The organism is Haladaptatus sp. DYSN1, assembly GCF_029489995.1.
GTDB lineage: Archaea > Halobacteriota > Halobacteria > Halobacteriales > Halococcaceae > QDMS2.
This window is the reverse complement of sequence record NZ_CP120470.1, coordinates 1624279-1637757: the sequence shown is the minus strand read 5'-3', so window position 1 is coordinate 1637757 and position 13479 is coordinate 1624279. Positions and strand designations below refer to the sequence as shown.

General features: G+C 61.8%; 15 protein-coding genes. 6 read left to right on the top strand and 9 right to left on the bottom strand.

Going from position 1 to position 13479, the window contains the following annotated elements; translation table 11 throughout:
* The first annotated feature begins 85 nt into the window (after nucleotides 1-85).
* Nucleotides 86-856 (top strand): hypothetical protein, encoded by a 771-nt coding sequence (locus P0648_RS08765; RefSeq protein ID WP_277503597.1) that lies wholly within the window; start codon nucleotides 86-88, stop codon nucleotides 854-856.
* Here P0648_RS08765 and P0648_RS08760 read toward each other — a convergent pair.
* Together P0648_RS08760 and P0648_RS08755 are read right to left on the bottom strand one after the other, a co-directional pair.
* Nucleotides 849-1514, bottom strand: a complete 666-nt coding sequence (locus P0648_RS08760) for an O-methyltransferase (protein WP_277503596.1) — start codon at nucleotides 1512-1514, stop codon at nucleotides 849-851. The two genes, P0648_RS08765 and P0648_RS08760, sit on opposite strands and share 8 nt — an antisense overlap.
* A 34-nt stretch (nucleotides 1515-1548) precedes the next feature.
* Nucleotides 1549-2502 (bottom strand): mechanosensitive ion channel family protein, encoded by a 954-nt coding sequence (locus P0648_RS08755; protein WP_277503594.1) that lies wholly within the window; start codon nucleotides 2500-2502, stop codon nucleotides 1549-1551.
* Nucleotides 2503-2654: 152 nt separating this feature from the next.
* Here P0648_RS08755 and P0648_RS08750 point away from each other — a divergent pair, with 152 nt between their 5' ends.
* Nucleotides 2655-2873, top strand: a complete 219-nt coding sequence (locus P0648_RS08750; RefSeq protein WP_277503593.1) for a hypothetical protein — start codon at nucleotides 2655-2657, stop codon at nucleotides 2871-2873.
* A 45-nt stretch (nucleotides 2874-2918) separates the two neighbouring features.
* On the opposite strand, the gene P0648_RS08745 is transcribed toward P0648_RS08750, so the two are convergent.
* The 7 genes from P0648_RS08745 to P0648_RS08715 form a co-directional block, all read right to left on the bottom strand.
* Nucleotides 2919-4016, bottom strand: coding sequence for a homing endonuclease associated repeat-containing protein (locus P0648_RS08745; protein WP_277503592.1), 1098 nt, complete (start codon nucleotides 4014-4016; stop codon nucleotides 2919-2921).
* A gap of 41 nt (nucleotides 4017-4057) precedes the next feature.
* Nucleotides 4058-5038, bottom strand: coding sequence for a magnesium/cobalt transporter CorA (corA, locus tag P0648_RS08740; RefSeq protein ID WP_277503591.1), 981 nt, complete (start codon nucleotides 5036-5038; stop codon nucleotides 4058-4060).
* Nucleotides 5035-5199 carry a hypothetical protein gene (locus P0648_RS08735; protein WP_276247656.1) on the bottom strand — a complete coding sequence of 55 codons (165 nt, stop codon included), beginning with the start codon at nucleotides 5197-5199 and terminating at the stop codon, nucleotides 5035-5037. Before P0648_RS08735 ends, corA begins: the two co-directional genes overlap by 4 nt.
* Before the next feature lie 66 nt (nucleotides 5200-5265).
* The gene (locus P0648_RS08730) at nucleotides 5266-5844 is read right to left on the bottom strand and encodes a DUF6517 family protein (RefSeq protein ID WP_369685655.1); all 579 of its coding nucleotides are present in this window, start codon (nucleotides 5842-5844) and stop codon (nucleotides 5266-5268) included.
* Between the two features lie 135 nt (nucleotides 5845-5979).
* On the bottom strand, nucleotides 5980-7425 hold the full coding sequence (gene cysS, locus P0648_RS08725) for a cysteine--tRNA ligase (protein ID WP_277503584.1): 1446 nt from the start codon (nucleotides 7423-7425) through the stop codon (nucleotides 5980-5982).
* A gap of 46 nt (nucleotides 7426-7471) precedes the next feature.
* On the bottom strand, nucleotides 7472-8989 hold the full coding sequence (locus P0648_RS08720; protein ID WP_277503583.1) for a PAS domain S-box protein: 1518 nt from the start codon (nucleotides 8987-8989) through the stop codon (nucleotides 7472-7474).
* Between the two features lie 50 nt (nucleotides 8990-9039).
* On the bottom strand, nucleotides 9040-9525 hold the full coding sequence (locus tag P0648_RS08715; protein WP_277503582.1) for a hypothetical protein: 486 nt from the start codon (nucleotides 9523-9525) through the stop codon (nucleotides 9040-9042).
* An 84-nt stretch (nucleotides 9526-9609) separates the two neighbouring features.
* On the opposite strand from P0648_RS08715, the gene P0648_RS08710 reads away from it, so the two are divergent.
* The 4 genes from P0648_RS08710 to P0648_RS08695 all read left to right on the top strand — a co-directional run bounded on the left by P0648_RS08710 (nucleotide 9610) and on the right by P0648_RS08695 (nucleotide 13478).
* Nucleotides 9610-10272, top strand: coding sequence for a helix-turn-helix domain-containing protein (locus P0648_RS08710; protein WP_276247660.1), 663 nt, complete (start codon nucleotides 9610-9612; stop codon nucleotides 10270-10272).
* Between the two features lie 82 nt (nucleotides 10273-10354).
* Nucleotides 10355-11707 (top strand): ABC transporter substrate-binding protein, encoded by a 1353-nt coding sequence (locus tag P0648_RS08705; protein WP_277503581.1) that lies wholly within the window; start codon nucleotides 10355-10357, stop codon nucleotides 11705-11707.
* Complete coding sequence (locus P0648_RS08700; protein ID WP_276247662.1) at nucleotides 11704-12615, top strand: carbohydrate ABC transporter permease; 912 nt, start codon at nucleotides 11704-11706, stop codon at nucleotides 12613-12615. The genes P0648_RS08705 and P0648_RS08700 overlap by 4 nt, the downstream gene beginning before the upstream one ends.
* Nucleotides 12615-13478, top strand: coding sequence for a carbohydrate ABC transporter permease (locus tag P0648_RS08695; RefSeq protein ID WP_276247663.1), 864 nt, complete (start codon nucleotides 12615-12617; stop codon nucleotides 13476-13478). The genes P0648_RS08700 and P0648_RS08695 overlap by 1 nt, the downstream gene beginning before the upstream one ends.
* The last annotated feature ends 1 nt before the right edge of the window (nucleotide 13479 follow it).

The following is a 13479-nucleotide window of genomic DNA, read 5'->3' as shown; positions in this document are numbered from 1 at the left end:
AGTGCTATCGCGGCGCAAGACATTAATATTCTAACACATAGTCCCACCACTAAGAATATCAAGACCTGCGACATATGTGATTTGTATGAACAGGAGAATGTTTCTCGGAATTACAGCAGGTGTCGGACTCGCGTCCCTCGCAGGGTGTGGGTCCGTCCTCGCGACGGTCCCCGCCCCGGAAGTATCAAAGGACAAACTCGAAGCGGGCGGGTGGAAACTCATTGACGAACGCGATGGCAACCTATTCACCGAACGCTACAGCGGGGCGACGGTTTCTGCGGCCGCGCACACGCTCACTTTCGAGGACCGGGCACTCGCAGACACGTTGGCAGAGCGCACGCTCGACACCGTCGACGCCCAGATGGCGGTGTTCTTCGCCGGTCGCGTAGACTTCTCCCCTGACCTGGACGACCTCCCGGCTGCTGTCGGGCGAAAGGAAGTCATGGAGCAGGTGAAACAGAACGCGAAAGCCGACTTCGAAACGCGCCTCGAGGACGCCGGCCTCACCGATATCTCGGAGGGCGAAGCCACGACGTTCACCCCCGACACCGGTGAAACTGGCGAACTCGTCGAGTACACCGCACGCTTCCCGTTCGAGGGGTTCACCTTCGACGTGACGACGGAGAAATCGGTCGCTATCTCGGGCGGCGACATCGCGATTACCGGTTGGCTCGCAATCTGGCACCACGGCGATTCGACGCTCGTCGCGGGTGGCGCGGCTCCAGCCGAAAACTACGCTGAATCTCTGACCGAAGAACTCTCCTCGGGTGTGAGCGTCACCGTGGACATCGACCTCGGACTGGAACCAGACGCTTACAGCGAGGAAATCTTCTCGCTCATGCGCTCGGTCAGATAGTTCGATAGCTCACGGCGATGCCCTCACCGACCGGCATCACCGCCGTCTCGAACGCCGGGTCCGTTCGAACCGTTTCGAGGTAGTCCGCGATTCCCTTCGTCTCTGCGTTCATCTCTGGGTCGCCGCCTTCCGCCCACGCGAGCAGTTTGTCGAAGTCCTGGACGCCCGAGGTCATCGCGTTGTCCGCGACGACCACGCCGCCGGGTGCGACCTTGTCTCGAACCGCTTCGAACGCCTCTGCGTACCGGTCTTTTTCGTTATCGATGAGCACCACGTCGAACGGGCCGTCGTAGTCGTCTACGATGTCGATGGCGTCGCCGTGCTCGAAGCGAGCGCGAGTGGCGAAGCCGCCGCGGTCGAGGTACTCCCGGGCGCGGTCGAGTTCGCCCTCGTCGATTTCGGTGAGGACGAGTTCGCCCGTCTCGGGTAGCGCGCGGGCGAACCAGTACGCCGAGTACCCGAATCCCGACCCGAACTCGAAGACGCGTTCTGCGCCCACCATGGTGGCGAGCACCTGAAGCCAGCCGCCGACTTCGGGGCCGACGGTCGGAAAGCCGATTTCCTCGCCGTAGGTGTCCATCTCGACGAGGATGTCGTCGGGTTCGGGGCCGAGCGCGCGGACGAAGCGGGCCGTCTCATCGGGGACGAGTTCCGTCATGGACAGAAGTTCACCCTCCAGCGTGAAAACGCTTCTAGCGGTTCCGTCCGACCGGGAACTTGATGCGCTCTGGGTGTTCGTTGAACGCGACGAGGATGCGCTTGTAGAGTTCGTTTTTCACCCGCTGGCCCTGGCGAGGATGGGTGAGGTAGCGCAGGCGGAGGTCCACCCACGATTCCTGCTGGCGGATGTTGACCGTTGGGCGGTCCCTGACTTCGAGTTCGACCGGCGTTTCTGCGAGTTTCCGTCGGTAGTTCGCGATGTGTTCTGCCATCTCGTCGCCGAGGTAGTCGTCTGCGACCTCGGTGAGCAGCGATTCCGCGAAGTCCATGTCCGTCTCGAAGGCGACCTGCACCGAGAGTTCGTTCCAGACGTGGGGAAACCCTTCCCACGAGTAGTTGTGGACGTGCGAGGACAGCACCACGCTGTTAGGCAGGGTGATGATTCGCCCAGAGGGTTGGTTCGAGGAGACGAGTTCGCCGTTTATCTCCCAGAGCGTTGTGATGAAGAAGTCCACCGCGACCACGTCGCCTTTCGACCCCTCGATTTCCACCCGGTCGCCCACCTGATAGGGTCGTTTGACCATGATGTAGAACCAGCCGATGAAGGAAAACAGCGGTTGCTGGAGGGCGAACGTGATGGCGAACCCGACCACGCCGAGCGAGACGAGCAGACCGACCCACTGCTCGGTGATGATGGCAAACGCGGAGACGAGCGCGAACAGGATGAACGCGAGTCGCACCACGTTGCGAATGTCGTGTTGCCGTCTGCGGTCTGCGAAGCGGGCGACGACGAACCGACTCGTGAACAGGTAGAGGCCGTAGGCGAGAAAGGCGATGGCCAGCGCAGAAAGCGTCTTTGCGACGACGACGGTCACCTGGAAGCCGCTCAGGACGAACTCGTCTGCCGGCAAACTGTTTACGAACGCCGCGAGGAACGAAAAGAGCCCCGCCAACAGGAACGACGCGAGTACGAGCGGACGTTTCACGCTCAGACAGTGTCACCCCGACAGTAAAATCATTGTCCACCCGTGTCACGCACGATTTTCCATGAGACGACGACCCTAGACAACCACTACCATAATTATCAATTCTGCGATAGGTTTATCACTGGCCGCGTATTTGGCATCCAGCACAGACAATGGAAGCACTCGAAACACTCTCCACGGTGTCGCTCCTCGGCGTGGCCCTCGCGGTCATCGGGGAATTCACTGGACTGCAGTTTGCGACGGTTACAGGGCTTGCGGCGTTCGCGCTCGCCCTCGTCGCTTTGTTCGCAGTCATGACGTTCCACCTCGCTCGTGCGACGGCAAACTGGGGACAGACTGGAGACCACCTGGTCGACCCGCTGTTCAAGTAAATAGTACAGATTTTTGATTGATACTCGACGTTCACGAGCGACAGCTCACTTCTCCCCGGCGTCGATTTTCATCCCGGCCGCGACGAGCGCATTTTCGAACGAGCCGAACGTCCGATGGTACTGGTAGAGCGCGAACGTTCCGCGTGCGGTCACATCCGCTTCAGCCGGCACGCGCCCGAGGCGGTCAGCGAGCCCAGTGAGGGCGGCGAGGAGTTTCGGCTCCTCGACCTGCCAGTCCGTCGCCCCGACCGTTTTCGACCGGTCGAACGCCGACTCGACACGGACGCCGTGTTCGTTGCTGGTGAGGCGAGTCCGCATCGCCGTGACGTGTTGCTCCATCGGGGTGAGGTCTGCCCGGATGAGGTCGAGTTGCGACTGGTGGTCTGCGAGACACCCCGCACACAGCACGATGTCCTCGAACCCAGTTTTCGCGAGCGCCTTCGACCCGGGCGACTGACAGGCCACACAGGTTGCAGCCCGGGTCACGGCCGTCGATTCTTCTGCGTCTTCGATGCCCATCCGAACGCGGTCGAGCGTCGTCTCTGCTTCACGGTAGGTCCGCAGTGCCTCGCGGTAGTTGCTCCGCGAGAACTGGTGGTCCGCCGCCTCGACGAGCGTCGCCGCGTTCTCGATGCCGTGTCTGAGCCGTCTTCGCATCGCGTCGAGCGCGAGTACGGCGCGTTCGTGGTCCAATTGCCCGACCAGCGTCGCGAGCGCATCTGCGAGGTGCCCATCCTCGACGACCGCCCGAGCGTCGAGAAACCAGTGTTTCGCCCGTTTCAGTTCCTCACCGGCGGCAAGCGGCGCACCCTCGGTCCGACGCTCGTCCGCCCGGGCGACGTGCTTGCGTCCGGCTTCGACGTACGCACCCATCTCCGTGGCGCAGGCCGTTTCGAGCGTTTCGTGGCGTTGAGAAAGGGCGGCAATTCGCGCGTCGAATTCCCCTGCCGCGGTGCTCTCGGCGCGTTCTGCGAGGTGTTTTGCCCGTCGGAAGTGACGGAGCGCCGCCGTGAATTCGTCGCGGGCGGTGGCGAACTCGCCACGTGAGAGTGACGCCGTCGCCGTCGCTGCATGGCGCTCTGCTCGCTGTCGCAGGCGGTCGAGGTCGGTTTCACCTCCCGAGCCCACTCGCTCTCGCCCCATCCGAACGTATTGGAAGTCTTACAGTGTTAATCATTCCCACACTACAGGAACGACCGCTCGTGGAAGTAGACGACGAGGATGAGCGTCATGAGGAACATCCCGAACAGGACAGCGGGATAGGCGTAGGGCCACGCGAGTTCGGGCATGTTGAGGGCGCTCCCCGTGATGTTCATCCCGTACAGTCCTGTCACGAGCGTGAGTGGCAGGACGATGGTCGCGACGACGGTGAGCGTCTTCATCACGTCGTTGGTCGATTGTGACAGGACGTTGAGATAGATGTCCCGCGCGCCGGTCGCGAGGTCGCGGTAGGTCTCGATGAGGTCGACCACCTGGACGATGTGGTCGTACACGTCGCGGTAGTATTTCTCGGTCGGTTGTTGGATTTGCGTTGGGTCACCCCGAGCCAGCAGGCCGATGGCCTCCCGGGAGGGCCAGGCAAGCTTTCGAAACGAGAGCAGGTCGCGGCGAACCGCGTTGATGGCTTCGAGCGTGTCGATGTTCGTAGAGGACGTCACCTCGTCTTCGATGGCCTCGATCTGGTCTTCGAGTTGGTCGAGCACGTCGAAGTAGCCGTCCACGATGCCGTCGATGACGCGGTAGGCGGTGAAGTCCGGGCCCTGCTGGAGGAGGCGTTCGTCCTCACGGAGGACGGCCTCCCACGTGTTGTCGATGGCCTTGATTTTCCCCGTCGAGAGCGTCACCACCCAGTCGTCGCCCATGTAGACGCCGACTGGAATGTCCCGAATCTCCTCGCTGAACGTCGTCTCTCCTTTCCGGAGTCGAGCCGTCTTCACGAGGACGAAGGTGTACTTGCGAAACTCCTCGGTTTTCGGGCGCACGTCGTTGATGAGGTCCTCGACGGTCAGGGGATGTATCTCGAAGGCCGCTGCCACCGCCAGCATCTCCTGTTCGTCTGCCTCCGTTGCCCGCACCCACGTCGTGCCGTGTGCGGCTTTCGCTTCCTCGATGTCGTCGTGGTGGGTGATTTCGCTGTCTGCGAAAACGATGGCTTCGACGGTCATGTGTTCACCCCGTCTATCCAGCTAATCGAAAGCAGGGTGATGCCGACCATCACGCCCGTGAGTGAGAGCTCGCGCCCGGGATAGGGAGCGAGGACCCCGATGGCGTACCCAACGAGGCTGAGAGCGGTAATCGCGAACCCAGCCCCCAGTACGGTGTTCATATACTCCGTGACACAGGCCCACAGGAAAAGGGTTACCGCGCAGGACAGCCGCGGTGCCAGCCCGGTTCAGTGCTGGATGCCCGAAATCAACTGGTCGACGCGCTCCTGTTCGCCGTCGATTTGCTGTGGGTAGACGGCGAGGCCGATGACGAAGTCCTCGCCGTCTGCGACGGGTTCGGTGACGTGGATGAATACGTCCACACTCTCGCCGCCTTGCACCTCGGCTTTGGCGCTGAACTTCGTCACGGTTCGCGACTGGCCGAGCATCTGGACGGAGCGTTCGCCCTCCTCCTGGACGTCGTTCAGGCCGTCGTAGGCCGACTGGAGTTGCATGACGAACTCACGGGCGGTCCACTCGCCGACCGGGTTGAACGTCTTGCCAGCGATGTCAACCTGCGGCGTCGAGAGGACGATGAATCGCGCAAGTTCCTGTTCGCCGAGCACCGGGAGACTCACGCTGCGTTTGTACTCCTGGATGTGGTTGGTCACGATGACCTCTCGCTCCTGGCCCGCAACCGAGAACGTTCGCTCGACTTCCTGTTCACCCGACGCGTCCGGAGCCTTCTCGTAGCCCGACTCCTCCAGTGATGCCTCGGAGACGGTCGCCGTCTCGGCAGAAAACTCGAGTGCTTCCGAGCCTGTCAAAAATCCAATACAACCACTGAGCGCACCAACTGCCCCCATGGACAGCATGGCAAGTGCTCTACGTCTACGTATCATACGTTGTGGGCGTCTACCCTCTTCTGACATATAAGTCCCGTGGCCGACCAATCAGAAACCCTAGAAGCGGTAGGTCGGACCGTCGTCTGAATCTTCGATGGTCACGCCGAGGGCTTCGAGTTCGTCGCGGAGTTCGTCCGCTCGCTCGTAGTTGCCCGCCTCGCGCTCCTGTTCGCGCACTCGGAGTACGAGGTCCACCACGTCACCGGCGAGCGAAACGTCGCTCTCATGTTCTCCGGCGAACGTGAAGCCGAGAATGTCGCCGCCCAACTCCTCGAACAGGTCGACGGCTTCGGTGAGGCCTCGATAGTCGTAGGTTTCGGCCTCGTCGGTGTGACGGTTGACCGCGGAGACGAGTTCGAGCAGCGCAGCGAGCGCCTCGCGGGTGTTGAAGTCATCGTTCATCGCGTCGGTGAACGATTCGCGGGTCTCCGCGACTGCCGTACGGAGGTCCGCGTCCTCGGCCTTGCCGGAGGCGTCCACACTGTCGCAGGCTTCGACGGCGCGTTCGTAGCCCCGCGAGAGCGTCTCCCAGCGTTTCTTCGCCTCGTCGAAGGTCGCGTCGTTGAACAACTGTTTGCGGTTGTACGCCGCGGACATGAGGAACATGCGAACGACGTCGGCCCCGAACTCCTCGACGAGGCCCTTTGCCGTAGAGAAGTTCCCGAGACTCGTGGACATCTTCTCGCCCTCCGTTTCGAGCAGACGGACGTGGAGCCAGTAGCGGGCGAACGGTTTGCCCGTCGCCGCCTCGCTCTGGGCGACTTCGTTTTCGTGATGCGGGAAGACGAGGTCCTGGCCCCCGACGTGGATGTCGATGGTCTCCCCGAGGTGGGTCATCGACATCGCAGAGCACTCGATGTGCCAGCCGGGTCGCCCCTCGCCCCACGGCGACTCCCAGACGTCGCCGCCCGCTGGCGCGTCGTCAGGATGGGCCTCACCCGCCTTCCAGAGCGCGAAGTCGGCCGGGTTGCGCTTGTCCGAGCGTTCGTCCGGGTCGCCCTGCGATTCTAATTCCTCTATCGACTGATTCGAGAGTTTGCCGTAATCCGGGAACTTCGTCACGTCGAAGTAGACCGAACCGTTCGACTCGTAGGCGTAGCCCTTCTCCGCGAGTTTCTCGATGAGGGCGACGATTTCGGGGATGTGCTCTGAGACGCGGGGATAAATCTCCGCGCGTTTCAGATTGAGCGAGCGCATGTCGGCGAGCGTCTGCTGGATGAAGTGGCGGGCCACCGCCGCCTCGTCATCACCGAGGTCGTCGTCACCGATTCGCGCGACGATTTTCTCGTTTACGTCAGTGAAGTTCTCGACATGGTGGACGTCGTACCCGAGGTGTGAAAGCCACCGGTGCATCACGTCGACGTGAACCCACGAACGGGCGTGGCCGAGGTGTGCGAAGTCGGAGACGGTCAAGCCACAGTAATAGAGAAGAACGGAATCGGGGTTCTGTGGCGTGAACGCCTCGCGCTCACCAGTGAGCGTGTTCGTCACGTGTAGCGTCATTACGAATTGATACTGAGCAAACCCGTTTGAATCCGTCGGTGGACGGTCAGGCCGTCGGGTCGATTGGCACGAGCGAGACGAAAAACGTCGCCCCGCCAATGTCGTTGTCCTCAACCCACACGTCGCCGCCGAAACTTCGGACGACGGTATCGACGAAGTAGAGTCCGAGCCCCGAACCTTCGCTTTCGAGCCCCTTCACATCGCGCTGGAAGATGGATTCCTTGCGGTCGTCGGGGACGCCCCCGCCGTTGTCCGCGATGGCGACGACGACTTCGTCCGCGTACACTTCACATGAAACGTCGATGGCGGGGGCAGCCGAGGAGTTGTGGGTCACCGCGTTGCCGAGCAGGTTGTCGAACACTTGCGAGAGCACGTCGTTCGCCCGGACGACGACGCCTCCGGGGATGCTCGTCGTGAGCGTGAGGCGTTCGTGGGCGTCACCGAGCTTCGCCGTCGAAGCCGAGAGGATTTCTGAGAGGGTGACCGGTTCGACCGCCTTCCCCGCGGAGTTGCTCATCGTCTCGACGATGAGCCGCATCTGCTTGGTCATCGAGACGATGTCGTCACACCACGCGTCAATGGTCTCCAGATACCGTTCGCCGGCGTCGTCGGTGTGTTCGTCCAGCATCTCCGCCCGCGACTGGATGACGAACATGCTATTCAACACGTCGTGGCGAAGGATGTGGTTGAGAAAGTCGAGCCGCCGGTTCTGGAGTTCGAGTTCCTCCTCATGTTCGAGGCGATCGAGGGCGGCCGTCGCGCTACCGGCAAGAATCTCGACGAAGTCAGCGTCGTTGTTGGTAAAGGCATCACACTCGCGTGCGCCGATGCCGAAGACCCCGTGGTCGCCGAGGGGGACCATGATTGCGCTGTGAATCGGCGTCTCGGGGATGACGAGGTCCTGGCTGTGGATGTCGTCGAAGACGTAGGTTCGACCCGCCCGATACACCGGCCAGACCAGCCCCCTGTTCGGACGGATTTCGTCGTAGAGGCTGAGTTCGGCGAGCGAGTCAGTCTGCGCCGTGAGACGCATCACGTCGCGGTCGTCGGCTTTCATCCAGACCGCAGAGAGCGACTCGCCGAGGACGTCCTCCGCGACAGCGACCATCGCCGCTGCGACGTCGTGACTGGAGTGGGTCGTGACCAGTTGGTTGCTCGCTTCTCTGAGCGCAGACAGCGTCTCCTCGCGTTCGACCCGCGCCGACACGTCCCGGGTATTGACGATGAACCCCTCGATGTGCGGGTCGTCGAACCAGTTTCGACCCCGCGATTCGAGCGTCATGTACGAGCCGTCTGCGTGTCGAAATCGGTGTTCGATGGTCGGAATGTACCCGGGGTTCTCCATCGCCCGGAAGAACTCCTGGAGCATCTCGTCTCTGTCGTCGGGGTGGACGTAGTCGAACGCGTTGTCCTCGAGGATGTCGCCGGGTTCGTAGCCGAGAATACGCGTGACCGACGGGCTCTGATAGACGATGGTTCCGTCTGTATCGAGAATGGTGATGATGTCGGAAGAACCCTCGATGAGCGTCTGAAACTGTGTTGCGCTCGTTATCGTATCGCCCATTCTACCTCTCAGTCGTCCGTTATTACTGATGAATATTACCTTTATTAATTTTACATGTTCGGGATGGATGAAAATGACGCTTCGACGACACGCAGCGCGGTGGGGGCGTCTCGCCGTTCGACGACGAACACGTGGAACTCGGCCGTCCCCGCACAGGCGAGTGGTTCGATGTCTGCGGCAGCGAGACGGGAGAGGGTGTGCGCGAGTGCTGTCACGTCGAAGTCTCCAGCGGCGCTGATGGCGGTCAAACGTCCGTTGCCAGGGGCGAAGTGTTTGTCTCCAATCGTGACCAACGCCTCCGCGGCAGGTCCCTCACCGAGGCCGCTCTGCATCGAGACGCGTGGCCGTCCGTCCGCCGTATCGAAGTCGGGGAGGTCCGCCGCGAAACGACGTAACGCCGCCGTCACGGCTTCCGTGTCGCCGATGTCGAGAAACCGTGCGGCGGCGGTGTAGTTCACCACGCCTGCGGCGAGCGCAGCGCGAAGAAAGGGATGGTCGCGGACGGCGGTTCGCGTCTCCGCTGCGAGTGACGACATACCGCTCTCTCACCGTCGTGCGAAAAAAGTGGTTCGGTGACACCAGTGCAAACACTCATATGCAGCGGCGTGTGACCACAGCACATGCTTCGGGCAACGCTCTATCTGGACTTGCAGTGTGACTGCGTCCTGAGCAAGATAACGAGTGAGGGTGACGAGGCGTTCACGGTGACGCAGGAGGAGGTGTTAGACGACGAGAACATCACGTTCCTCATCGAGGCGGGCGAGCGAAGCGACCGGTTCGAATCACGACTCCGCGCAGACGAGATGGTGAATTCCGTAGAGCGCGTCGGCACCTCTGGCCTGCTCGTCACCAAACAGTCCTGTGGCGCACTCCCCATCATTCGTAAGAATCACGGAATGCTCCAGGGGTTAGACCGCGTCAACGGGAACGAACGAGTGTTCGACGTCATCGTGTTCCGCAGAGAGGACCTGAAGGCAATCGTCGCCGACCTCCGCGAAATCGGCACCGTGAGGCTCCGGCGGTTGACGCCCGTCGGCGACACCACCGGGTCGCTGTCGCCGAGACAGGAGGAAGTAGTCAGAACCGCGCTCGAACAGGGATACTTCGACTGGCCACGGAAGATCGACGCCGAAACTCTCGCCACACAGCTCGATATCACCCATACGACGCTCTTAGAACACCTGCGCAAAGCGGAGAAGAAACTGCTCGCCGAAGCCCTCCATCGGTCGCCAAGCCAGGTGGCCGTCGGAAATCCCCCAATCGCCCACGGGCGGTCGGATTGACGTCGATTTTCCGGACGGTTCACATAAAACCCCTTCATATGTAGGGTAAAATCGTTACTCACGGACTATGCTAGTCCACGTCATGGCACAAGGGACAGGTACTCCAAATAGACGCAACACGACCCGACGACGATTTCTCCAGGGGACAGGGGCCACCGCATCGGCCCTCGCCCTCGCTGGCTGTCTCGGCGGTGGTGGAGACGGAAACGGCGGCGGTGGTGGCGGAGGCGGTGGTGGCGGCAATACCGTTCGCTACCTCTCAGACCGCGGCGATTCGAAGGAGGTCATGGACGCCATCATCGCCGAGTTCGAGGACGAGACTGACTACACCGTCGAAGTGACCTACACCTCGAAAGGCACCTCGACGGACCAAGAGATGCAGAAGATGGTGGCGGCGGGCAACCCACCGGACATCCTGTTCGACACCTCGACAGACGCCTACCGCCTCCAGCGCGACGGCGTCCTCGCACCGCTCACCGACGCGGTTTCGAACAACGACCTGCCGGACCCGGTAAACGTCGACGGCGAATCCTACTTTGCCGCCGCGATGGTCGAACCGTTGATGGGGTGGTATCGAAACGACATCTACGACGGCAACCCCGAGACCTGGGAGAACTGGCAGGCAGAAGCAAAGCGCGTCTCCGAAGAGGAGGACATGAAGGGGTACATCGTCCAGTCAGGCCAGACGAACAACGCCGACACGCAGATGACCCAGTATCTCTGGCAGAACGACGTCGAGATTTACTCCGGCCCCTCTGACAACATCGAGGTGACGCTGGACAACGGCGACAACCGCGCCGCCGCCATCGAGACGTTCGAGTGGGTCCAACAGATGGCCGAGTACTCCCCGAACGGCAGCGGCTGGGAGTGGGGTGACGCCATCGGCGCACTCCAGCAGGAAAACGCCGCCGCAGGCGTCTCTGTCGGTGGACTGCCCATCCTCATCATGTCGAGCAACCGCCCGGACCTCGTCGAGAAATTCAGTCCGATGCCGTTCCCGGTTCCACAGGGCAAAGCACAGGACAAGTGGTGGGCCTACATGGAAGGGCACCTCGTGCGAAACGACGGGCAGGCGACGGAGGGCGCCCAGGAGTTCGTGAAGTTCTTCAACCAGTCCGAGAAGTTCTTCGACTTCGTGCTCTCTGCGCCGCTGTTCCAGTTCCCCCCGAGTCGCGAACAACTGGACAGCGAGGCCGTCAAGAACAACGAGATGCTGAACCAGTACCCGGAGGTCCTGCAACTCGTCAAGGACAACTGGGACGTGTTCACCTCCGTGCTCGCGACGGGCGACGAGGGCGCACCGAACCTGCTCGCTGCAGACGGCTACGGCAACCAGGTGTTCGGACAGGCCGCAGACCAACTGCTCGTCGGCGGGAAATCTCCCGAAGAGACCGTCGATTGGCTCGCAGAAAAACTCCGTAGTCTCAAGCGATGAGCGTCGGCCTGCGAGAGCGGTTTTCCCCCCGCGAGTTGGACGGAAGTGCGTGGCTGCTGCTCGTCTCGTTCGTCCCACTGGTGGCGTTTTTCGTCGTCGTGTGGGTCGTTCCGATAGCCTACGCCCTCGGGATGAGTCTGTTCGAGAATCCAGTGCGAAATCCGGTGTTCGTCGGCCTCGGCAACTACGTCTCGTTGCTCACCGAACCCTCCTTCTGGGGGTTCCTCTGGAACAGCGTCGTCTACGCCGTGGCGACGACGGGTCTGAGCCTCGTGCTCGGTCTCGGCCTCGCACTCGTCGTGAACCAGAAGATTCGCGGCGGCGGGGCCCTGCGGACGCTGATGATTTTCCCGTACCTGCTGCCCACGCTCGTGGTCATCTTCATGTGGAAGTTCATTCTGGACCCGAACATCGGCATCCTGAATCAGGTGCTCGAAAACGCGGGACTCATCGACGAGCCAATCGCCTTCTTCTCGACGCTGACCTGGGCGATGCCCGCCGTCGTCATCACGAGCGTCTGGAAGTTCGCCTCCTTCGCCTTCTTCATCCTGCTCGCCCGGTTGCAGGCAATCGACCCCGACCTGTACGAACGAGCGCGCGTCGAAGGCGCGACGACGTGGCAGGCGTTCCGCGACATCACGATGCCCCACCTCCGGGGAGCCATCCTCATCATCCTCCTCGTCCGGGGCATCTGGATGTTTAACAAGTTCGACATCATCTACCTGACCACGCGCGGGGGGCCGCTGCAAGAGACGACCACCTTGCCAATCCGCGTGTTCCAGATTGCGTTCAACGAGGTTGACTTCGGTCGGGCCACCGCGCTCGCGGGCATCATGTTCTTCCTGCTCGCGGGGGCCGCCGTCGTCTACTTCCGCACGTTCGCCCCCGAGGCGGAGGTGAGCCACTGATGGCGACCGCCGATTCGAGTTGGTTCGACCACCGGACTCAGCAACGACTCCAGCGCGTGGCACTCTACATCACGGCGTTGCTCATCACGACGTTCGTCATCGTGCCCGTCTACCTGATGGTAGTCATCGCGTTGCAGTCACCTGCGGCTACCTTCGCGGGCGGCCAGGTGAACCTGATTCCAAAGGAGATTACGGCACGGAACTTCCTCGTGCTTCTCGAGACGACAGAGACGGTTCGCTACTTCACGAACAGCCTCATCGTCACGGCGAGTTCGACCCTCCTCTCGACGGCAATCGCCATCGCGGCGGGCTACGGCCTCACGCGATTCGAGTTCCGTGGAAAGTCCATCGCGGCGCGGGCAGTGCTGTTCAGTTACATGTTCAGCCCAATCGTGCTCGCGATTCCGCTGTACGTCATCTTCTTCAGCCTCGGACTGTTGAACAGCTACTTCGCACTCACGCTCGCGCTCACGGCCATCTCCGCGCCGTTCACCATCTGGCTCATGTGGCAGTACTTCCAGACGGTACCGCTCTCGCTCGAAGAGGCGGCGTGGGTTCGCGGCGCGAGTCGCTTCCGGACGGTCTGGGACGTGGTATTGCCGGTCGCCAGACCGGGCTACATCTCGGCGGCCATCTTCGCGTTCGCCGTCGCGTGGAACGATTTCACCATGGCGCGTATCGTCATGAGCAACGACGACATGTACACCATCAACGTGGGCGCGAGTCTGTTCTTAGACCGCGTCACCATCGGCTGGGGTGAGACGATGGCCGTCTCGCTGCTCATCTCTATCCCCCCATTCCTCATCGCGCTGTTCCTCCAGCGATACCTGCTGCAGGGGTTCAGTGTGGGAGGCCTCGAATAAC